This is a genomic window from Mycobacterium sp. 48b (genome assembly GCF_048282725.1).
Lineage (GTDB): Bacteria > Actinomycetota > Actinomycetes > Mycobacteriales > Mycobacteriaceae > Mycobacterium.
The window spans coordinates 1926688-1946051 of sequence record NZ_JBLVUL010000001.1 but is presented as its reverse complement, the minus strand read 5'-3'; the positions used below and the strand labels follow the sequence as shown (position 1 = coordinate 1946051).

Here is a 19364-nt window from a genome sequence, read left to right as displayed (position 1 = left end):
GCGAAAGGAGCGTCATGGCGTTACCCGAACTAATCTCGGTAGAGGACTTCTTCAGCCCGCCCGAACGCACAGCCGCCAAGATCTCGCCGGACGGAACCAGGATCGCCTATCTGGCGCCATGGAAGAACCGGCTCAACGTCTGGGTTCAGGACCTCGATGGCGATACACCGCCCCGTTGTGTCACCACGGACGAGATCCGCAGCGTCTACATCTACGAGTGGACCGACGATCCGCGATGGCTTCTCTACATGCAGGACAACGGCGGCGACGAGAATTTCCACGTCTACCGGATCGACCTGGACAACCCCGATACCGGCGCAGTGGATCTCACGCCATTTCCGGGCGCCAGGGCCAGTTTCGACCTCGCCAAGGGGCGGCCGGGAAAAGCGATCGTGCAGATCAACAACCGCAATCCCGAGCTCATCGACGCGTACGAACTCGACATCGCCACCGGAGAACTCACGCTGCTGGCGGAGAATCCGGGGAACGTCGTCACCTGGTTGTGTGCCCCCAACGGTGATCTGTTCACCAATACGCTGACCGCCGACGGAGACGTCGAGATATCGCAATGGGATTCGGCCACAGCATCATTGCGTCCCATCAAGGTCTACGACGGCACCGACTACCCGCTGGGCATCTTCCCGGTCGTCATCTCTCCGGACGGTACCGGCATCTGGCTCGGATCGAACGAGGGCAGCGACCGGACCCGACTGGTCCGCCTCGACGTCGCCACCGGCGAGGAGACCGAGGTGGACAGCCACCCGACGTTCGACCTCGGCAATCAGATGGTGTTGCCCTCGCCTTTCATCCTCAGCGCGAGCACGGGTGAGTTGCTCGGTGCCCGTTATTACGGGGAACGACAGGTGATCCATGCCCTCGACCCGAATTTCGGTGCGGTACTGGAGAATTTGACCAGATTGTCCGACGGTGACCTCGGCGGCATCTCGTCCGACGACAGTGGGCAACGATGGGTGGTCAACTTCACCCACGACCGCAACCCATGGGCCACCTACTACTACGACCACTCGACCGGGGAGAACCGTCTGCTTTTCCGGCCGTACCCGAATCTGAATTCAGATTCACTCGCACCGATGGCCCCGGTGACCATCACCGCGCGCGACGGGTTGCAGCTGCACTCGTATCTGACCCTGCCCGTCGGCGTCGAGCCGGTCGACCTGCCGCTGGTGCTCCTGGTGCACGGCGGCCCTTGGTCGCGGGACTGCTGGGGCTTCCAGCCCGACGTGCAGATGCTGGCCAACCGCGGATATGCGGTGCTACAGGTCAACTTTCGGGGCTCGACCGGCTACGGCAAGGCCTTCACCAAAGCAGCGATCGGCGAGTTCGCAGGCAAGATGCACGACGACCTGATCGACGCGGTCGACTGGGCCGTCAAGCAGGGGTACGCCGACCGCGACAAGGTGGCGATCTTCGGCGGCTCCTACGGTGGTTACGCCTCACTCGTCGGCGTCACGTTCACACCGGACGTCTTCGCCGCGGCCATCGACTACGTCGGTATCTCCAGCCTGGCCAACTTCATGCGGACGCTGCCGAACGTGGGCCGGCGGTTCCTGGCCACCAACTGGCACCTGTATGTAGGGGACCACAACGATCCGGCGCAGGAAGCCGACATGCTGGCCCGCTCCCCCATCACCAAAGTCGATCAGATCCGCACGCCACTACTGGTGGTCCAGGGCGCCAACGATTCTCGCGTGGTCCAGGCCGAATCCGACAACCTCGTCGAAGCGCTGCGCAAGCGCGGTGTCGAGGTCGAATACATGGTCAAGGCCGACGAGGGACATGGATTCCTCAACCCGGACAACCAGATCGACATGTACCACGCCGTCGAACGGTTCCTGGCCGAGCACCTCGGCGGTCGCGTCTAGCTCGCCCGACAAGAAAGGCCCCCGCCGTAGCGGGGGCCTTTCCGTTGCACAGACTTACAGGTTGGCGAGCAGCTCGCGCGCCTTGGCGGCGGTCTCGGACGGCGTCTTGCCGACCTTCACGCCCGCGGCCTCCAGGGCCTCCTGCTTGCCGGCGGCGGTGCCCGCGCCGTCGGACACGATGGCGCCGGCGTGGCCCATCGTCTTGCCCTCGGGAGCGGTGAAGCCCGCGACGTAGCCGACGACCGGCTTGGTCACGTTGGCCTTGATGTAGGCCGCAGCCTTCTCTTCTGCGTCGCCACCGATCTCACCGATCATCACGATCAGCTTGGTCTCGGGATCCTTCTCGAACGCCTCGATGGCATCGATGTGCGTGGTCCCGATGACCGGGTCGCCGCCGATGCCGATGGCGGTGGAGAAGCCGAGGTCGCGCAGCTCGTACATCATCTGGTAGGTCAGCGTGCCCGACTTCGACACCAGGCCGATCGGGCCCTTACCGGTGATGTTGTTGGGCGTGATGCCGACCAGCGACTCGCCGGGGGTGATGATGCCGGGGCAGTTCGGACCGATGATGCGGGTCTTCTCGCCCTTGTCGACGTTGTAGGCCCATGCATAGGCGCTGTCCTGCACCGGGATTCCCTCGGTGATGACAACCAGCAGCGGGATCTCGGCGTCGATGGCCTCGATGATGGCGTCCTTGGAGAAAGCCGGCGGCACGAAGGCGATCGACACGTCAGCGCCGGTCTCCTTCATGGCCTCGGCGACCGAGGCGAACACGGGCAGCTCGACGTCGTTGCCGTCTTTGTCCTTGTGCGACACGGTGGTTCCGGCCTTGCGGGCGTTCACACCGCCGACGACCTGGGTGCCGGCCTTGAGCATCAGAGCGGTGTGCTTGGTGCCCTCACCGCCGGTGATGCCCTGGACGATGACCTTGGAGTCCTTGTTCAAAAAGATCGACATTGCAGCAGTCCCTTACTTGTTCGCCAGCTCGGCGGCCTTGTCGGCACCGGCGTCCATGGTCTCGGCCTGGACAACCAGGGGATGGTTGGCCTCGGCGAGAATCCTCCGGCCCTCTTCGACGTTGTTGCCATCCAGGCGGACGACCAGCGGCTTGTTGGCCTCGTCGCCGAGGATCTGCAGCGCCTGCACGATGCCGTTGGCCACCGCGTCACAGGCGGTGATGCCGCCGAACACGTTGACGAACACGCTCTTGACCTGGCTGTCGTTCAGGATGACGTCGAGGCCGTTGGCCATGACCTCGGCCGAGGCGCCGCCGCCGATGTCGAGGAAGTTGGCCGGCTTCACGCCGCCGTGCTTCTCGCCCGCGTAGGCAACCACGTCCAGCGTCGACATGACCAGGCCTGCACCGTTTCCGATGATGCCCACCTCACCGTCGAGCTTGACGTAGTTGAGGTCGTTCTCCTTGGCCTTGAGCTCGAGGGGATCGGTGGCGTCCTTGTCCTCGAACTCAGCGTGGCCGGGCTGCCGGAAGTCGGCGTTGGCGTCCAGGGTCACCTTGCCGTCCAGGGCCAGGATCTGATCGTCGGGCGTGCGCACCAGCGGGTTGACCTCAACCAGGGTGGCGTCCTCACCGATGAACACCTCCCACAGCTTCTGGATGGTCACGGCCGCAGCGTCGAGCACCTCGGCGGGCAGGTGACCCTGCTCGGCGATCGAGCGCGCGAAGGCCAGATCGACACCCTTGACGGCGTCGACGGGAACCTTGGCCAGCCGCTCGGGCTTGGTGGCGGCGACTTCCTCGATCTCCATGCCGCCCTCGACCGAGCACATGGCCAGGTACGTGCGGTTGGAGCGGTCGAGCAGGAAGGAGATGTAGTACTCCTCGGCGATGTCGCTCGCCTCGGCCACCAGCAACTTTTTGACGACGTGACCCTTGATGTCGAGACCGAGGATGTTGGTCGCGTGCTCGAGGGCGTCTTCAGGGGTGGCCGCGTACTTCACGCCGCCGGCCTTGCCACGGCCGCCGACCTTCACCTGCGCCTTGATCATCACGGGCTTGCCGATTTCGGTGGCGATCGCCTTGGCGTCCTCGGCCGAGTCGGTCACGCGGCCCGGGGTCGTGGGGACGTTGTGCTTGGCGAACAGCTCTTTTGCCTGATATTCGAAGAGATCCATGTGCTTCCTAGATAGGCGTTGTCTGTCTGCGTTGACTTAGAAACTGCCCGGCCTGTACTTGCCGGACGGGCCCGCTGGCACTTTATCCACGACTGAGTGATGGATTAGCATCGCCTCCGGCTCATGTGGTAGATCTCACCGCCCATGGGAGGTGATACGGATCACATTCCGGCGCGGAATAGACCCATAAGTTGCCACCATCATTGGGATTTGGTTAACGTGCCTCTGGTCCAGATAACGTTCAGGTCACGACGAAGAAGGATTCTCGAGTCTTGCCGCAGCATCGTTCGTCCGCAGCTCCGCGAGGGGTGCCGACGGACGCGCGCCAGCGCAGACGCCGTGTTTCTCCTGAAGAGCTGGACGCCGCCGAGGTCACCGACGTCATCCCTTTCAGCGCTTTCGAAGCCTTCGACGACAGCTCTGAGGATCACGAATCCAACGTCATCTATGCCCCGGAACTCGACGATCTAAACGACACCGACGACCTGGTGCCCGTCCGCCTCGCCGTCCCCTCACGCTTCCGCCCCGACTCGGGCGGCGAGCGCAGCTCTCGGTACGCCTACCGCGACAGCCACACCGATGTGAGTGACGGCATCGCCGCGACCGACGTGATCAACATGGCCGGCCGCCGCGGCGCGCACCGCAAGGAGCACGCAGGCGCCGTCAAGAGCCGCCTGATGATCGCCGCCATGGCCGCCGGCGCCACCGCTGCAGGCGCCTACTCGTTGGGCAATCCCACCGAGACCCAGGCGGACGACACGATCCTGGCCTCCGAGGGCACCCACATCGAAGGCGCCTCCGTCACCGGCTCGGTGGACGGCATGCAGATCGTCTCGGTCTCCTCGACCGCCGACACCTCGGTGCACGCCGAGGAGATCACCAAGGCCGCCGCATTCGCCCAGGAGCGCGCCGAACGCGAGGCCCGCCTGTCACGCCCGCTGTTCGTACGTTCCTGGTGGCTATATATATATATATACATATATATATATATATATATATATATATATATATACAGCCTGGTGCCATGCCAAGTGAACCTCCAACTACAAAAAAAAAAAAAAAAAAAAAAAAAAAAAAAAAAAAAAAAAAAAAAAAAAAAAAAAAAAAATTTTTTTTTCCTTCTCTCTCCAGTGTGGTGTGTGTGCCAGCCTGCCATGCCATGCCACTGCCACTGCCATTTCTCTGCCATGCCATTTTTTTTTTTTTTTTTTTTTTTTTTTTTTTTTTTTTTTTTTTTTTTTTTTTTTTTTTTTTTTTTTTTTTTTTTTTTTTTTTTTTTTTTTTTTTTTTTTTTTTTTCTGTGATTGTTGTGTTTGTTTCTGTTTCTCTTTTTTTTTTTTTTTTCTCATTGTAGCCTCCTCCTCTGCCATGCCATTTCTTCTCTCTCCTGCCATGCCATGCCACTGCCATGCCATTTTTTCTTCTCCATTCTCTCTTCTCCTCCTGTTTTTTTTCTCTCTCTGCCATGCCATGCCATGCCTGTTTCTGCCATGCCATGCCATCATTGTACAACAGACAAAAAAAGGCTGGGGCCAGCAGCAGCAGCCAGAGACAGCAACAGAAAAAAAAAAAAAAAAAAAAAAAAAAACACACAATCTCTCTTTTTTTTTTTCTCTCAACGGCGGCAACAAAAAAAAAAAAAAAAAAAGAGAGAGAGAGAGGGGCGGCGGCGGCGGGGCGGCAGAGAGAGAGAGAGAGAGAGAGAGAGAGAGAGAGAGAGAAGCCAGCAGAGCCTGGCCAGGGGCCAACAGAGGGTGGCCAGGCCAGCACTGGCCAGGGCCACCCCCCCAGCCTGGCCAGCCTGAGCCGCCTGGGCCACCACCAAAAAAAGGGGGGAAAAAAAAAAAAAAAAAAAAAAAAAAAAAAAAAAAAAAAAAAAATGCCTGCCTGGACTGAACAAAATGAACATGGTGGCCATGGTGGTGGTGCCTGCCATGCCACGGCGGCGGCGGTGCTGGGTGCCGGTGGCCTGGTCCGGCCAATTTGGCGGTGCCGCCCGCTCCGGCCTGCCAAAAAAAATTTTTTCAGTAGGTGGAACAATTTCAATGCGTAGTTCGTCGCCCATCATCTTCCATTGTTGCGCTGATAAGCCGACATGAAATTGCAAATTGATCCGCAGATGAGTCTCCTCGGTCGGTTGGCGCATGTTCAGCCCCTGTGCGACCAACGTGCGATGCGGCGATTGTCCTCCCACCTTAGCGCCTCCTGCTCGGAATCGTCGCCACGCTCCGGGGGCTGTTCGTCGCCTGGTTCACCATCGGCTACGGCTTCAGTACCAATCCGCTGCGGTTCAGTCATTCGATCCTCAACGTTGTCGCCCTTGCTGCCATAACGGTCGCGTTGTTCGGCGGCGCCCTGTTGCTCGGCCGTGGCGACTCCCGGGGACGCCGGGTGGTGCTCACGGCCAGCACGGCGGTGATCGTGCTGTCGCTCATCGAATTCGCGGTATGGATCGGTGCACGTTTGTCGGTATGGGCGGATCAAGGGGTGCTCGGCGTGACCCGCTGGACCTGGTTCGCCCTGTCGATCATCACGCTGATCGTCGTGCTGCTCGCAGGCAACGAATCACTCAGCACTGCAGCAGATCCAGAGGCTCGGGCGCCCCGTCCGCAGCGGGATACGAGGCTCCTCGTCGCGGTACTGGCTCTGGCGATGGCCGGCTACCAATTGTGGCTGGCCAAGAACCAGTTCGATTACAGCTTGCGCTACATCGCCGACTTGACGGACCTGCTGCCGACAACGCCGAGCGCGACCTGGCCGTTGGCCATGCTTGAGCCGCTGTTCGTCTCGGTCGTTGCGGCGGTGGTGTTGATTCTCGGCGCGGGGCTCATGGCCGCGGGAGCCGCCGCCGGCCGCTTTGTCGTGATCGCAGGATGCATCATCACGGTGGCGCAGGGCATCTTTGGCTGGACCGACCTGGATCGGCTCTTCCACGAGATCGGAGGCACCGATTTGCTCACGATCTTCGCGCCCCGGACAGCATCGGTGGTGGTCCTCACCCTCACGGTGCCCGTGGTCACCGCGGTGCTCGCCGCGGCAGCACCGACCGCGCCTAGAACTTGACGGGCAACCGCGCCCAGCCGCGAACACTGGACGTGTGGGCGCGGAAAGCGTTCGGGTAGTCGACTTCCCAGTCTGTCCACCGCTTGAGCACTTCTTCGAACGCCACCCGGGCCTCCAGCCGGGCCAGCGCCGAACCGAGACAGAAATGCAGGCCCTGGCCAAAGCTCAGGTGGCCGCCGGTGCGGTGGATGTCGAACCGATCGGGATCGGTGAACTTCGACTCGTCACGATTGGCCGATCCGTTGAGCAACAACATGTACGAGCCCTCGGGGATGGGCCGGCCGTAGTGCTCGACATCCTGGGCGACGTACCGGGCCTGCACCGGTGACGGCGGTTCGAAGCGCAACGTCTCCTCCACCGCACCCGGGATGAGGCTCGGGTCGGCCACGAGCTCGCGCCGTTGGTCGGGATGTTCACCGAGCAGCTGCCCCATGAAACCGATGAGCCGAGCGGTGGTTTCGCCGCCCGCACCGGCGATCATCGCGGTGTAGGCCAGTACCTCGGTGCGTTCCAGCTTGCGCCGGGTGCCGTCGGGTTCGTCGATCTCGGCGTTGAGCAGCTCGGTCATCAGGTCGTCGGAAGGATGGGTGGCCCGCCAGTCGATGTACTCCGAAAACATTGCCAGGGACTCCACGAACACCGTCGCGCTGACATCGGTGGTCGCGTCGGAGAGTGCGATGTTCTTGTCGGTGCCGGCGCGGATCCGCTCCTGACCTTCCTCCGGGATACCCAGCAGATAGCCGATGGTCCGCATGGGCATGAACGCCCCGAGGTCGGCGACGAAGTCCAGACCGTCCTGCCCGCGAAGGGGATCGAGCGCCTTCGCGCAGAAGTCGCGTACCAGGTCCTCGACCGCCAGCATGCGGCGTGGCGTGAAGACCCGGGACAGCAGTCGACGGTGCAGATCGTGCAGCGGCGGGTCCTCGAACAGCAGGATGCCCGGCGGAACCTCGATACCGCTGAACAGGATGTCGGCCGTGGTGCCCCGGCCCGATCGGTAGGCCTGCCAATTGGGCAGTTCCCGGGACACATCGTCCCAACGGCTCAGCGCATAGAAGTTGTACTTCTCGTTGTAGTACAGCGGCGCCTCGCTGCGCATCCGCTTCCAGATCGGATACGGGTCGTCGTCGATGTCGTTGTCGAACGGGTCGTAGTAGAGCTCCACGGTCTGTTGCGTCGTCACCGATCGCTTCCCCATCTTCCGTACCAAATAGTTGTTCCACCGTACTGTGGGGTGCCTCCGCCGGTCAATCACCGGCTCACAGCCTCTTAACAGTCAGCATGAGCCAAACCGTCGACCCGAAATCGGCGCCGGGAGTCTACTGGGGCGGATTCGCGTGTGTGCTCACGCATTGACCCCTCGGAGGCCCGCTCCCATGTTCAACCGCTTGTTGCGCACCGCCTTTGCGCTCACCCTCATCACCACGGCCATCTCTTGCAGCAGCAACGACGACAACGCGGAGGGCTACACGCTGCGTGTCGGCGCGACGTCGGTGACCGGGACCCCCGCGGGTTCCCTGGGCTGGGGCGACAAACAGGGCATCCTCACCGAGCAGCTGAAATCCGCCGGAGTCGGCAAGATCGAGTACTCGTTCTTCCAGTCCGGCAGCGACGTCGCCTCCGCTCTGTTCGCCGGCGCCATCGACGTCGCCGCCATCGGCGACAACCCGGCCCTGCGCGCCCGCAGCCGAGACCCGAAAGTGGTTCTACTGTCGCTCGATTCGATCAACGGTGACGCCTGGCTGGTTGGCGCCAAGGGCGGGCCGACCGACATCAAGGGTTTGGTCGGCAAGGACATCACGGCCCCGCAGGGCACCATCCGCGACCGCGCCGCCCGCCAGCTCATCGACACCGCGGGCCTCAACGGCCAGATCCACGTCCGCGACGTCCCGACGCCCGAGTCCATCGCCGGTCTGAGCTCCGGCAAGATCGACGCGGCCATCCTGACCGGTGCCAGCGCGGCCGAGCTGGAGTCCAAGGGCTTCCCGATCATCGACAGCCTGTCGCGTCACGGCTTCGGCAGCACCGGCACCAACATCGCCCTCACCACGTTCACCGACGCCCATCCGGAGTTCGTCGGCGCCTGGCAGCAGGCGGTCACCGCCGTCAACCGCGACATCACCGAGAACTTCGACGACTACCTGGCCTGGGTGGCGAAAACCGATGACACCGACCTCAAGTTCGTGCAGAAGTCCACGCAGGCCGACGAGTTCAATACCGAACCGTTCCCGGCGGCCGGTGTCGACCAGCTCGAAGCCGCGTACAAATTCCTCAACGCCGACGGATCCTTCGACAACGAATATTCGGTCCGGGAATGGGCCGGAGCCAAGTCGTGACCGCCGCCGTAACCGGTACCGCGGCAATCCGGACGACGGACACCCGCCCGGAACTCGTCGAGGTTGTCGGCGGCCACGGCCGGCGAAAAGGCCTGTGGGCGAGTGTCCCCCGGCCCGTGCGCCGGCTGGTCAGCCCGGCCCTGATCCTGGCCGCCTGGACCATCGGCTCGACGACGGGGCTGCTCAACACCGACCTGTTCCCACCTCCGACCGAGGTGGCCGCCACCGCCTGGCGACTGCTCGGTGACGGCCAGCTCGCCACCCACGTCGGCGCCTCGGCTGTGCGCGTCTTGACCGGCACGGTGCTGGGCATCCTCATCGGCGTCCTGCTCGCCGTCGTCGCCGGGCTCACGCGCACCGGCGAGGATCTGCTCGACTGGACCATGCAGATCCTCAAGGCGGTACCGAATTTCGCGCTGACCCCGCTGCTGATCATCTGGATGGGCATCGGCGAAGGCCCCAAGATCGTGTTGATCACCACCGGCGTGGCGATAGCGATATACATCAACACCTATTCGGGTATCCGCGGCGTGGACCGGCAGCTCGTCGAGATGGCCCAAACCTTGGAAGCGTCGCGGCGGACCCTCATCACGCAGGTGATCCTGCCCGGGGCGATGCCGAATTTCCTTGTCGGCCTTCGCCTCGGGCTGTCCAGCGCGTGGCTGAGCCTGATCTTCGCCGAGATGATCAACACCACCCAGGGCATCGGCTACCTGATGTCACGGGCCCAGACCAATTTGCAGTTCGATGTCTCACTGCTGGTGATCGTCATCTACGCGGTGGCGGGTCTGCTGTCCTACACGTTGGTGCGGGTCCTGGAACGGCTCCTGTTGTCGTGGCGCAACGGGTTCGAGGGTCTGGGCGCCCCGGCATGAGTTCGTCGGTGGTCGACGTGCACGGCCTCACCCGAGCCTTCGGGGATCAACAGGTCCTCACGGATCTCGAACTGCAGATCCAGGAAGGCGAATTCGTCGCGATGCTGGGACGGTCCGGCTCCGGCAAGAGCACCCTGCTGCGCGTGCTGGCCGGCCTCGACAGTCAGGTCACCGGATCGGTGCGAGTCCCCCGCTCCCGGGCGGTGGTGTTCCAGAACCCGCGGCTGCTGCCGTGGCGGCGCGCCCTGGCCAACGTCACGTTCGCGCTGCCCGACGCCGGACCCGACGCCCCCAGCCGGACCGCGCGAGGGCGGTCCGCACTCGAAGAGGTGGGCCTGGCGGAGAAGACCAAGGCGTGGCCGCTGTCGTTGTCCGGCGGTGAAGCGCAACGTGTTTCACTGGCCCGGGCCCTGGTCCGCGAACCCGACCTGTTGCTGCTGGACGAGCCGTTCGGCGCGCTGGACGCATTGACCCGGCTCAAGATGTACGGGCTGCTGCACGAATTGTGGTCACGCAGACACATGGCGGTCCTGCACGTCACCCATGACGTCGACGAGGCGATCCTGCTGGCCGACCGGGTGGTGGTGCTCTCGGGCGGACGGGTCTCGCTGGACCGCCGCGTCGCGTTGCCCTTCCCCCGCACCCGCAGCGATGACGGCTTCGACGACCTGCGCCGTGCACTGCTGGCCGAACTCGGCGTCCGAGAGGAAGTTGGTCATGACCGTTCCCGCTGAGCCCGATGCACTGAGCACCGATGTGCTGGTGATCGGCGGCGGCCCCGCAGCGACCTGGGCCGCCATCTCGGCCACGGAATCCGGTGCCCGGGTCGTCCTGGTGGACAAGGGCTACTGCGGTACCAGTGGAGCGACCGCCGCCGGAGGCAACAACCTGTGGGCGATCGGGCCCGGGCCGCGGCGTGAGGATTCGGTGCGTGAGCGCGAACTGGCCGCCGGCCGGATCACGGACTCCGAGTGGATGTTCCGGGTGCTGGCCACCTCGTGGGACCGGCTCGAACATCTCTCCCAGTGGGGCTACCCGTTCCCGGTCGGCGCCGACGGCCGCGAGATGCGCAGCAGCCTGCAGGGCCCCGAGTACATGCGGCGCATGCGCCGCAAGGCCCATCGCAGCGGTGTTCACATCCTCGATCACCACCCGGCGCTGGACCTGACAGCCGACCGCGACGGCGTCGTCACGGGCGCCGCCGGCATCGCACGCCAGGACGGCGGCCGGCCATGGCGGATCACCGCGGGCGCCGTCGTGCTCGCCACCGGCGGAACCGCCTTCCTGTCCGGAACGTTCGGCACCAACGTGGACACCGGCGAAGGCCTCCTGATGGCTGCCGAACACGGCGCACAGCTGTCCGGCATGGAGTTCTGCACCGCCTACGCGCTGGCCCCCGAATGGGGCGTGCACACCAAGGGCCGGATGCTGCAGTGGGGCAGCTTCTACGACGAGCACGGTCGCCCGTTCACCACCCAGCGTGGGCTCAGCGGACGCCAGGACGCGCAGCGAGCGCTGACCCGCGGCGAGCGGGTGTTCGCCCGCCTCGACCGGGCCCCCGAACACATCCGTCAGACCATGCGCGACGCCCAGCCGAACTACTTCCTGCCCCTGGACAAGGCCGGCATCGACCCCTTCACCACCGCCTACCCGGTCCGGATGGTCTACGAGGGATCGGTGCGAGGCACCGGCGGTCTGCGACTGGTCGGGCCCGACTGTGCGACAACGGTTCCCGGACTGTATGCGGCGGGCGATGCCGCGACGCGTGAGCTCATCACCGGTTCGCTGTCCGGTGGCGGCAGCCGCAACGGCTCGTGGGCGATCGCGTCGGGCACCTTCGCCGGCCGCGGGGCTGCCGAGTTCAGCCGCACCCGGCGGGCGCATACCGGTGAGTCGGCCACGATCGCGGCACGATCCCGCGCGGGCGCGCCCACCGTCGAGGAGGTGGTGGCGGCCGTGCAGTCGCATGTCCTGCCACCGCAGCGCAGCTACCTGAAATCCGAAGAACGGCTTCGAGAGTCCACCGAAGCCCTGGAAGCCGTGTGGCGCGACATCGCCGACGGCCTGGCTCCGGTGGCCGCCCGCGACGTCTACAAGCAGCGCCAGGCGGTGGCCATGGTGGCCGCAGCCCGCTGGATCACCGCGGCATCTTTGGCCCGGCCCGAAACCCGCGGCCTGCACCGCCGTGAGGATCTTCCCGGTTCCGACCATCGCTACGACCACCGCATCCTGGTCGGCGGTCTGGACCAGGTGTGGACGGCACCTGATCCCGTTGTCCCGCAGCTCATCTCCTCAGAGGCCGTGGCGTGATCGAAATCGTGAGCACGGTCGCCTGCATCACATGCGACCTCTGCATCAAGGTGTGCCCCACCGATGTCTTCGACCGGGGCGAGGACGGGGTGCCCGTCATCGCGCGCCAGTCCGACTGCCAGACCTGCTTCATGTGCGAGGCCTACTGCCCCACCGACGCGCTCTACGTCTCGCCTGTCTCGACACCCGTGGCCGCCGAAAGCCCGCATGCTTCCGAATCCGCGGTCAGCGGCGCGGGACTGCTCGGCGGTTACCGGGAGATGGTCGGCTGGGGGCGGGGCCGCTCCCCCGGCTCCCGCCTGGACCAGAACCCCGTGTTGACCTCGATTCCTCCCCTGTCCGAGCCACGCCTGGGCGCCCCTGCGGTACTGGCGGACGGGCCATGGCACCATCCCGATCACGACGTGGCGCCGAGATCTACGCCAGGGTCGTAAACCGTCACGATTCACGACCCTGATGTCGATCTCGGGATGTTGCGGCACAATCACCCGACAGCCATCCTGTTACCCATGTCTGACGACGCGTCCGCTGACGAGAAGACCCCGACCGAGAACAGACGATTGCTCTACGGAGCAACTCTTTTCGCCCGGGTGGCGCTGGCCGCCGGATTCCTGTCCGCCGTCGCCGACCGGTTCGGCCTGTGGGGACCACCGGGCACACCGAATGTCGGGTGGGGAAACTTCGAATCCTTCACCGCCTACGTCGGGGTGCTGGCGCCTTACCTCTCCGGCGCGTTGCTCGACGTCGCCGCGTGGGGAGCGACGATCATCGAGATCCTCCTCGGCGTAGCGCTGCTGTTAGGCGTTGCCCTGCGGTGGGTGTCGTTTGCCGGCGCGGCGACGCTGACGGTCTTCGCCCTGTCGATGTTCTTCTTCGCCGGCTTCGAGACGCCCTTCAGCGCATCTGTTTTCACCGCCGCCGCGGCCGCTCTACTGCTCGGCCTGGCACCCGACAGTAGCCACACGCTACGGCTGGACCGGTTCCTCAGTAGCTGAGCAACCTAAGCCCTACAGTTTCTGCACCGGTGCGTGGTTGTGCATCAGCTTGACCCGGCCGGCGCTGCCGAAGTCGATCAGTGACATCGCCGATTCGCCCACACCCGAGACTTCCTCGACCCGGCCCAGCCCGTACTTGTCGTGGCTGACACGGTCGCCGGGCTCCAGGGTGATCACCGGACGGTTGCGGGCGGGCGCCGGCCGCGACGGTGACGGACGCGGACTACCGTAGCGGCCGGCGTTACCGACCGGCGCGCTCAGCGACGACGTTGGCTGCTCGATGCGCCGCCAGTTGATCAGATCCTCCGGAATCTCCCGCAGGAACCGCGATTCCGGGTTGAGCATGGGCTGTCCCCACGACGAGCGCACCTTCGCCCGCGAGAGGTAGAGCCGCTTACGCGCGCGGGTGATGCCGACGTAGGCCAGCCGGCGTTCCTCGGACAACTCGTTGGGATCGCCGAGCGCCCGCATGTGCGGGAACATGCCGTCCTCCCAGCCGGTGACGAACACCGCCGGGAACTCCAGACCCTTGGCGGTGTGCAGCGTCATCATCGTCACCACGCCTGCTCCGTCTTCGGGGATCTCGTCGGCGTCGGCGACCAGTGACACCCGCTCCAGGAACTGGGCCAGCACCCCGGTGTCGGGGATGTCCTCGTCGACCGGCTCCCCCTCGCCCTGTTCGGCCAGTGCCCGGGCATTGGCCAGGTCGGTGCTGAATTCGTGTGCGACGCTGACCAATTCGTTGAGGTTGTCCAGCCGGGCGAGATCCTGCGGATCGCTGGAGGCTTCCAGCTCACGGCGGTAGCCGGTGCGCTCCAGGACAGACTCGACGAGATCGCCCAGCTCGTCGTCGAGCTTGGCCCGCAACTGGTCCAGCATCTCCACGAAACTCGCGATGGCCTTCTCCGAGCGGGAGTTGAGCATCGGCACCCGACCCTCGGCGGCTGCCTGCAACGCATCGTTGAAGCTGGCTCCGGTGTTCTCGGCGTACACCGCCACACAGGCCTCGGCCCGGTCACCGATGCCGCGGCGCGGGGTGTTGAGGATGCGCCGCATGCTCACCGAGTCACCCGGATTGTCCAGCACCCTCAGGTAGGCGACGATGTCGCGGATCTCGCGGCGCTCATAGAACCGCACGCCGCCGACGACCTTGTAGGGGATGCCGGCGCGGATGAACACCTCCTCCAGCGCGCGCGAGGAGTTGTTGGTGCGGTAGAACACCGCGACGTCCGAGTATTTGATGCCCTCGCTGTCGGCCAGCGCGTCGATCTCCTCGGCCACGAAGCGGGCCTCGTCGTGCTCGTTGTCGGCCACATAGCCGACGATCAGCTCGCCCTCACCCTCCTCGGTCCACAGCCGCTTCTCGCGCCGGCCGGTGTTGCGGGCGATCACCGAGTTGGCCGCGTTCAGGATGGTCTGGGTGGAGCGGTAGTTCTGCTCCAGCAGGATCGTCGTCGCGTCCGGGTAGTCCCGCTCGAAGTCCTCGATGTTGCGGATCGTCGCGCCGCGGAACGCGTAGATGGACTGATCGGCGTCACCCACGACGCACAGTTCGGATGCCGCCACCCCGTCGTTCTCGTCGAGATGGTGGCCCACCAATTCACGCACCAGCACGTACTGCGCATGGTTGGTGTCCTGGTACTCGTCGACCAGGATGTGGCGGAACCGGCGCCGGTAGTACTGGGCGATCTGCGGGAAGGCCTGCAGGATGCCGACCGTCTCGCCGATCAGATCGTCGAAGTCCAGCGCATTGGCCGCGCGCAGCCGGCGCTGATATTCGCCGTAGACCTGGGCGATGATGCCCGCCATCTCCTCGGCCGCCTCCGACGCCTCGGCCGCGGCCTGCTCCGGACCGATCAGCTCGTTCTTGAGGTTGGAGATCCCGTTGGCCAGCAGCCGCGGCGAGTACCGCTTGGTGTCCAGCCCCATGTCCTTGCCGATCATCATCAGCAGACGCCGGGAATCGTCGGAGTCGTAGATCGAGAAGTTGGAGTTCAGGCCCGGCAGCAGCGAAGCCTGGTTGCGCAGGATCCGCACGCACGTGGAGTGAAACGTCGACACCCACATGTTCCGAGCCCTGGGACCCACCAGCTGAACCACCCGCTCACGCATCTCGGCGGCGGCCTTGTTGGTGAACGTGATGGCCAGGATCTGCCCCACCCCGACGTCACGGGCGGCCAGCAGATAAGCGATCCGCCTGGTCAGCACCGCCGTCTTACCCGAGCCGGCGCCCGCGACGATCAACAGCGGCGACCCCTGGTGCAGCACCGCTTGGCGCTGCTGCGGGTTCAAGCCGTCAAGAAGTTCATCAACATCTGCAGCAGCCGGCGGTGCCATGGGAGAAGTGGTCATCTTGCGTTCAAACTTACCGCCGACCGGGGACAGTTTTGCGCTGGCACGGGCCGACTGGGACTATCAGGCTGTGCCTGAGATCGATGACCTGCGTCGGGAGATCGACGAACTCGACGCCACCATCCTCGCCGCCGTCCAGCGCCGCGCCGAGGTCTCCAAGCTGATCGGCAAGGCCCGGATGGCCTCCGGCGGTACCCGCCTGGTGCACAGTCGCGAAATGCAGGTCATCGAGCGTTACAGCGTGCTCGGCCCCGAGGGCAAGGACCTCGCCATTCTGCTGCTGCAGCTGGGCCGCGGCCGGCTGGGCCACTGAGTTCTCCGCGGAACTGCATTCCCGGTCGTCACGCCGGCCGCTGAGCGACCCTGGCTTCCGCTTCGCGGCGCGCCCAAGCTGCCCGCACCCGATCGAGAATGTCGCGCGGACGATCTTCCTTGATGACGCGGATGTGCAGCCAGCCCTGGCGTTGGATTCTTCTGAGCCTGACCACGTCCCACGCATACGTTTCGCGATCGGTCCGGTGATGGTCCCCGTCGTACTCGACCGCGACCATGATGTCCTCCCAGCCCATGTCGAGATAGGCGAACGGATGCCCGGCGCCATCGAGCACCGGTATCTGCGTCTCGGGTCGGCGGAAACCCGCGTCGATCAGCAGTCCCCGAAGCCATGTTTCCTTCGGGGACTGCCCGCCGGCATCCATCAGGTTCAGCGCCTCGCGACACCGCCGCACCCCATGCGCTCCGCGGAATTCCTCGACCAGCGGTGCGATGCCGTCGACCGCCAGACCGGTCGCTCTCGCGAGTGCATCGAGATGCGCGACGGCAGCTCGACGGGGCAGGAAGCGCCCGAGGTCCAGTGCGGTCCGCCGGATCGAGGCAACCGCCATGCCGTTGATCTCGACGACATCCTCGTTGGTTATGCGGTCGGCGTGGGTGATGATGCCCGACGGCGGGCGGTGATTGCGCCAGATCAGTTCGATCGGGGCGTTCTCGTCGACCCATTTCGCGCCGTGCAACGCTGCCGCCGCGCGTCCGGTAACGACAGCCCGCCGCTTCGACCACAGCCAGGCGCCCATCGTGTTGCCGTACAGCGACGGTGTTGCCAACCGTGATTGATAGACGTCGGGGAACATCGGCCGGTAGGCCGACCGCAGCCGCCCGCGAGTGAGTTCGCCGCGGGCCAGCGCTTCACTACCCAAGAAGATCGTGCCCATGGCGAGATCCTGCGCGACCGCGCCGACAAGTGACTGCGGACTCCATCCAGACTGCAGTCAGGGTTGCCAAGCGGCCGGCTCAGCGACCGGGAATGCCGTTCCGAGGAGCAGGAGAAGAAGAAGCGAGCGAGTCCAACAACCACGGCGCCAACCACTGAACCGCCTCTGACGTGGGGTGCACCCCGTCGCTGCGCATCTTGACCCCGTTGACCTTCGCGGTGTACTTGCCGTCCGGATTGAGCTTGGCGTTGAAATCCAGCACCGACACATTGGGCCGTTGCCCGGCCGCCTCACGGAGCATGGTGTTCCAGGCCTGTACCCGGCCCGGCTGATCCTCCGGGTACAGCGTTCCGTCCGACCTCTCACCGCGCCGGTTGTAGGGCGCGGTGGTGACGACCACCCGCGCCCCGGTCGCGCTGAGGATGTCCAGTGCGCGCCGCAGTTCGCCCTTGAGATAGGTGTCGTAGGCCTCGTTGCCGATGTGCATCCACCGACCGTGCCAGGTGCGGTCGACGACCTCCCACCGCCCGATCATCAGCAGCACCGTCTCCGGACGGTCGTGGGCCATGCGCTGCGCCCAGCGTTCCGGCCAGGAATCGCACTCGGGCTTCTGGTTCAGCGTCTCCCCCGCCGACCGGTAGGGGCCGCCGCGGGCGATGCCGCAGCCGATCGTCGTGTAGTCGCTGAAGTGAAATCCCGGGGCGGGAGGCAGATAACGCATCAACGTCCAGGCCACCGAATCACCGAACACCGCGACCGTCCGCGTACCGGGTGGCAGCGCCGGCGCCGGTCCCACTGCCACGGCCCGCTCCGCGCCGACGTCCTGCTCGGATGCCGCCGCCGCCATCACGTCCGGGCCCGGGGGCCGGGTCGGCGCGCCGACCGGGACGACCGTCATCGTCACGACCGCGGCCGTGGCCACCGTGGCCGCCGACAGTCGCAGCATCGGGACGTGCTGCGGGCGCCAGTGCCGGACCGGCTGCTCGATCGCCCACCACGACACCCACGACACCGCGATCGTCACCGCGCACCGCAGCGCCAGCAGTGACCAGCCCGAAAGGCCGGTGCGCTCGCCGTTGAGGATCTGGAAGATCGGCCAGTGCCAGAGGTAGACGCCGTAGGAGATGACGCCCAGGGTGACGAGCGGGTACCAGGCCAGCACCCGGGCGACGTAGCCCTCCTGATCCAGCGCCACCGGAGCGACGACCAGAACCGCGCCCAGGGCCACCACGAGGAGCAGGCCGTGGTGGAACTCGTCGGCGCTGCCGGTCGCCAGGTGCGCGGCCGCCGCCAGCACCGCCACCCCGATCACCGGCAGGATCCAGGCGATCCAGCGTCGCCAACGGGCCCGGATCAAGGTGCCCGACATCGTCAGCGACGACCAGTCGCGCACCAGTAAGGCCGCGGCCGCCGCGCCCACCAGCAGTGCCTGGGCCCGGGTGTCGGTGCCGAAATACACGCGGTTGAGCTCGGCGGCATCACCCGACAGCCAGATCGACGCCACCGCCGAGCCGGCCACTCCGAGCACCGCCAGTCCGAACACCACGGCGCGGGTTGCGCCAACCAAACGGGTGTGCGGACCATCCGTCGTGAAACGGCGCACCAGCAGCGCGGCGACCAGCACCACCAGCGGCCAGATGACGTAGTACTGCTCCTCGACCGCCAACGACCAGGTGTGCTGCAACGGTGACGGAGCACTGCCCTGACTGAAGTAGTCGGTGTCGGCTGCGACGAACATCCAGTTCGCCATCCAGAAGAACGCCGCGACCGCGTCTTCGCGAAGCGACGTCACCGCGTCCGAGGAGAACAAGGGACGGGCGATCACCACGGCCAACGTCATCAACACCATGGCGGGCAGCAGGCGCTTGGCCCGGCGGATCCAGAACGCCTTCAGATCGACGCGGTCGGTTCGGCGGTACTCGTCGAGCAGCAGCGAGGTGATCAGGAATCCGCTGAGCACGAAGAAGACGTCGACGCCGATGAAACCCCCGGCGACACCGGGCACCCCGCCGTGGCCGGCCAACACCAGGGCCACGGCGATGGCGCGGATGCCGTCGAGTGCGGGGATGTCACGGCGGATGGAGGCACGCCGACGCCGGCTGGCAGCACGGACTGGCGCCGCAGTCACGTCATGCCCTCCCGTCTTGGCGTCCGAGCCCCGAAGTTTAGGGGGGATCGGGCGCCGAGTCGGGAAGGCGCGACGAAG

18 protein-coding genes are annotated in these 19364 nt (G+C 65.1%); 10 read left to right on the top strand and 8 right to left on the bottom strand.

What is annotated here, in order from left to right:
• Nucleotides 1–14 precede the first annotated feature (14 nt).
• Nucleotides 15–1883, top strand: coding sequence for an alpha/beta fold hydrolase (locus tag ACNQR1_RS09195; RefSeq protein WP_418045482.1), 1869 nt, complete (start codon nt 15–17; stop codon nt 1881–1883).
• Between the two features lie 54 nt (nt 1884–1937).
• Here the strand turns inward: ACNQR1_RS09195 and sucD are convergent, their stop codons facing one another.
• Together sucD and sucC are read right to left on the bottom strand one after the other, a co-directional pair.
• Nucleotides 1938–2840, bottom strand: a complete 903-nt coding sequence (gene sucD, locus ACNQR1_RS09190; RefSeq protein ID WP_044520139.1) for a succinate--CoA ligase subunit alpha — start codon at nt 2838–2840, stop codon at nt 1938–1940.
• A 12-nt stretch (nt 2841–2852) separates the two neighbouring features.
• Nucleotides 2853–4016: an ADP-forming succinate--CoA ligase subunit beta gene (sucC, locus tag ACNQR1_RS09185; protein WP_418045481.1), complete on the bottom strand. Its 1164-nt coding sequence runs from the start codon at nt 4014–4016 to the stop codon at nt 2853–2855.
• A 308-nt stretch (nt 4017–4324) separates the two neighbouring features.
• Between sucC and ACNQR1_RS09180 the strand changes: the two genes are divergently transcribed.
• Complete coding sequence (locus tag ACNQR1_RS09180) at nt 4325–5320, top strand: hypothetical protein (protein ID WP_418045480.1); 996 nt, start codon at nt 4325–4327, stop codon at nt 5318–5320.
• Nucleotides 5321–5361: 41 nt separating this feature from the next.
• Here the strand turns inward: ACNQR1_RS09180 and ACNQR1_RS09175 are convergent, their stop codons facing one another.
• Nucleotides 5362–5508: a hypothetical protein gene (locus tag ACNQR1_RS09175; protein ID WP_418045479.1), complete on the bottom strand. Its 147-nt coding sequence runs from the start codon at nt 5506–5508 to the stop codon at nt 5362–5364.
• Between the two features lie 123 nt (nt 5509–5631).
• Nucleotides 5632–5925: a hypothetical protein gene (locus ACNQR1_RS09170; protein ID WP_418045478.1), complete on the bottom strand. Its 294-nt coding sequence runs from the start codon at nt 5923–5925 to the stop codon at nt 5632–5634.
• A gap of 431 nt (nt 5926–6356) precedes the next feature.
• Between ACNQR1_RS09170 and ACNQR1_RS09165 the strand changes: the two genes are divergently transcribed.
• A complete protein-coding gene (locus tag ACNQR1_RS09165) occupies nt 6357–7079 on the top strand; it encodes a hypothetical protein (protein WP_418045477.1) in 723 nt (240 codons plus the stop codon).
• Here ACNQR1_RS09165 and ACNQR1_RS09160 read toward each other — a convergent pair.
• The gene (locus tag ACNQR1_RS09160; RefSeq protein WP_418045476.1) at nt 7069–8277 is read right to left on the bottom strand and encodes a cytochrome P450; all 1209 of its coding nucleotides are present in this window, start codon (nt 8275–8277) and stop codon (nt 7069–7071) included. The genes ACNQR1_RS09165 and ACNQR1_RS09160 overlap by 11 nt on opposite strands.
• A gap of 178 nt (nt 8278–8455) precedes the next feature.
• Between ACNQR1_RS09160 and ACNQR1_RS09155 the strand changes: the two genes are divergently transcribed.
• The 6 genes from ACNQR1_RS09155 to ACNQR1_RS09130 all read left to right on the top strand — a co-directional run bounded on the left by ACNQR1_RS09155 (nt 8456) and on the right by ACNQR1_RS09130 (nt 13595).
• The gene (locus ACNQR1_RS09155) at nt 8456–9415 is read left to right on the top strand and encodes an ABC transporter substrate-binding protein (protein WP_418045475.1); all 960 of its coding nucleotides are present in this window, start codon (nt 8456–8458) and stop codon (nt 9413–9415) included.
• 26 nt (nt 9416–9441) lie between these two features.
• The gene (locus ACNQR1_RS09150; RefSeq protein WP_418050323.1) at nt 9442–10290 is read left to right on the top strand and encodes an ABC transporter permease; all 849 of its coding nucleotides are present in this window, start codon (nt 9442–9444) and stop codon (nt 10288–10290) included.
• Nucleotides 10287–11024, top strand: a complete 738-nt coding sequence (locus ACNQR1_RS09145) for an ABC transporter ATP-binding protein (protein WP_418045474.1) — start codon at nt 10287–10289, stop codon at nt 11022–11024. Before ACNQR1_RS09150 ends, ACNQR1_RS09145 begins: the two co-directional genes overlap by 4 nt.
• Nucleotides 11008–12600 carry an FAD-dependent oxidoreductase gene (locus ACNQR1_RS09140; protein ID WP_418045473.1) on the top strand — a complete coding sequence of 531 codons (1593 nt, stop codon included), beginning with the start codon at nt 11008–11010 and terminating at the stop codon, nt 12598–12600. The genes ACNQR1_RS09145 and ACNQR1_RS09140 overlap by 17 nt, the downstream gene beginning before the upstream one ends.
• Nucleotides 12597–13034 (top strand): 4Fe-4S dicluster domain-containing protein, encoded by a 438-nt coding sequence (locus ACNQR1_RS09135; RefSeq protein WP_418045472.1) that lies wholly within the window; start codon nt 12597–12599, stop codon nt 13032–13034. Before ACNQR1_RS09140 ends, ACNQR1_RS09135 begins: the two co-directional genes overlap by 4 nt.
• Before the next feature lie 75 nt (nt 13035–13109).
• Nucleotides 13110–13595, top strand: coding sequence for a hypothetical protein (locus tag ACNQR1_RS09130; protein ID WP_418045471.1), 486 nt, complete (start codon nt 13110–13112; stop codon nt 13593–13595).
• A 12-nt stretch (nt 13596–13607) separates the two neighbouring features.
• Here the strand turns inward: ACNQR1_RS09130 and pcrA are convergent, their stop codons facing one another.
• On the bottom strand, nt 13608–15947 hold the full coding sequence (gene pcrA / locus ACNQR1_RS09125) for a DNA helicase PcrA (protein WP_418045470.1): 2340 nt from the start codon (nt 15945–15947) through the stop codon (nt 13608–13610).
• Here pcrA and ACNQR1_RS09120 point away from each other — a divergent pair.
• On the top strand, nt 15940–16260 hold the full coding sequence (locus tag ACNQR1_RS09120) for a chorismate mutase (protein ID WP_418045469.1): 321 nt from the start codon (nt 15940–15942) through the stop codon (nt 16258–16260). The genes pcrA and ACNQR1_RS09120 overlap by 8 nt on opposite strands.
• A gap of 28 nt (nt 16261–16288) precedes the next feature.
• On the opposite strand, the gene ACNQR1_RS09115 is transcribed toward ACNQR1_RS09120, so the two are convergent.
• Both ACNQR1_RS09115 and ACNQR1_RS09110 read right to left on the bottom strand, forming a co-directional pair.
• Nucleotides 16289–17158 carry a hypothetical protein gene (locus ACNQR1_RS09115; protein ID WP_418045468.1) on the bottom strand — a complete coding sequence of 290 codons (870 nt, stop codon included), beginning with the start codon at nt 17156–17158 and terminating at the stop codon, nt 16289–16291.
• A 79-nt stretch (nt 17159–17237) separates the two neighbouring features.
• On the bottom strand, nt 17238–19286 hold the full coding sequence (locus ACNQR1_RS09110; protein ID WP_418045467.1) for an acyltransferase family protein: 2049 nt from the start codon (nt 19284–19286) through the stop codon (nt 17238–17240).
• Nucleotides 19287–19364: the final 78 nt, after the last annotated feature.

Bases quoted from the DNA above. Each gene is read 5' to 3' on its own strand.
- ACNQR1_RS09170 (WP_418045478.1), bottom strand. From the start codon at position 5,925: ATGTTCATTTTGTTCAGTCCAGGCAGGCATTTTTTTTTTTTTTTTTTT.
- sucC (WP_418045481.1), bottom strand. From the start codon at position 4,016: ATGGATCTCTTCGAATATCAGGCAAAAGAGCTGTTCGCCAAGCACAAC.
- pcrA (WP_418045470.1), bottom strand. From the start codon at position 15,947: ATGACCACTTCTCCCATGGCACCGCCGGCTGCTGCAGATGTTGATGAA.
- ACNQR1_RS09160 (WP_418045476.1), bottom strand. From the start codon at position 8,277: ATGGGGAAGCGATCGGTGACGACGCAACAGACCGTGGAGCTCTACTAC.
- ACNQR1_RS09155 (WP_418045475.1), top strand. From the start codon at position 8,456: ATGTTCAACCGCTTGTTGCGCACCGCCTTTGCGCTCACCCTCATCACC.
- ACNQR1_RS09175 (WP_418045479.1), bottom strand. From the start codon at position 5,508: ATGGCAGAAACAGGCATGGCATGGCATGGCAGAGAGAGAAAAAAAACA.
- sucD (WP_044520139.1), bottom strand. From the start codon at position 2,840: ATGTCGATCTTTTTGAACAAGGACTCCAAGGTCATCGTCCAGGGCATC.
- ACNQR1_RS09115 (WP_418045468.1), bottom strand. From the start codon at position 17,158: ATGGGCACGATCTTCTTGGGTAGTGAAGCGCTGGCCCGCGGCGAACTC.
- ACNQR1_RS09145 (WP_418045474.1), top strand. From the start codon at position 10,287: ATGAGTTCGTCGGTGGTCGACGTGCACGGCCTCACCCGAGCCTTCGGG.
- ACNQR1_RS09140 (WP_418045473.1), top strand. From the start codon at position 11,008: ATGACCGTTCCCGCTGAGCCCGATGCACTGAGCACCGATGTGCTGGTG.
- ACNQR1_RS09130 (WP_418045471.1), top strand. From the start codon at position 13,110: ATGTCTGACGACGCGTCCGCTGACGAGAAGACCCCGACCGAGAACAGA.
- ACNQR1_RS09195 (WP_418045482.1), top strand. From the start codon at position 15: ATGGCGTTACCCGAACTAATCTCGGTAGAGGACTTCTTCAGCCCGCCC.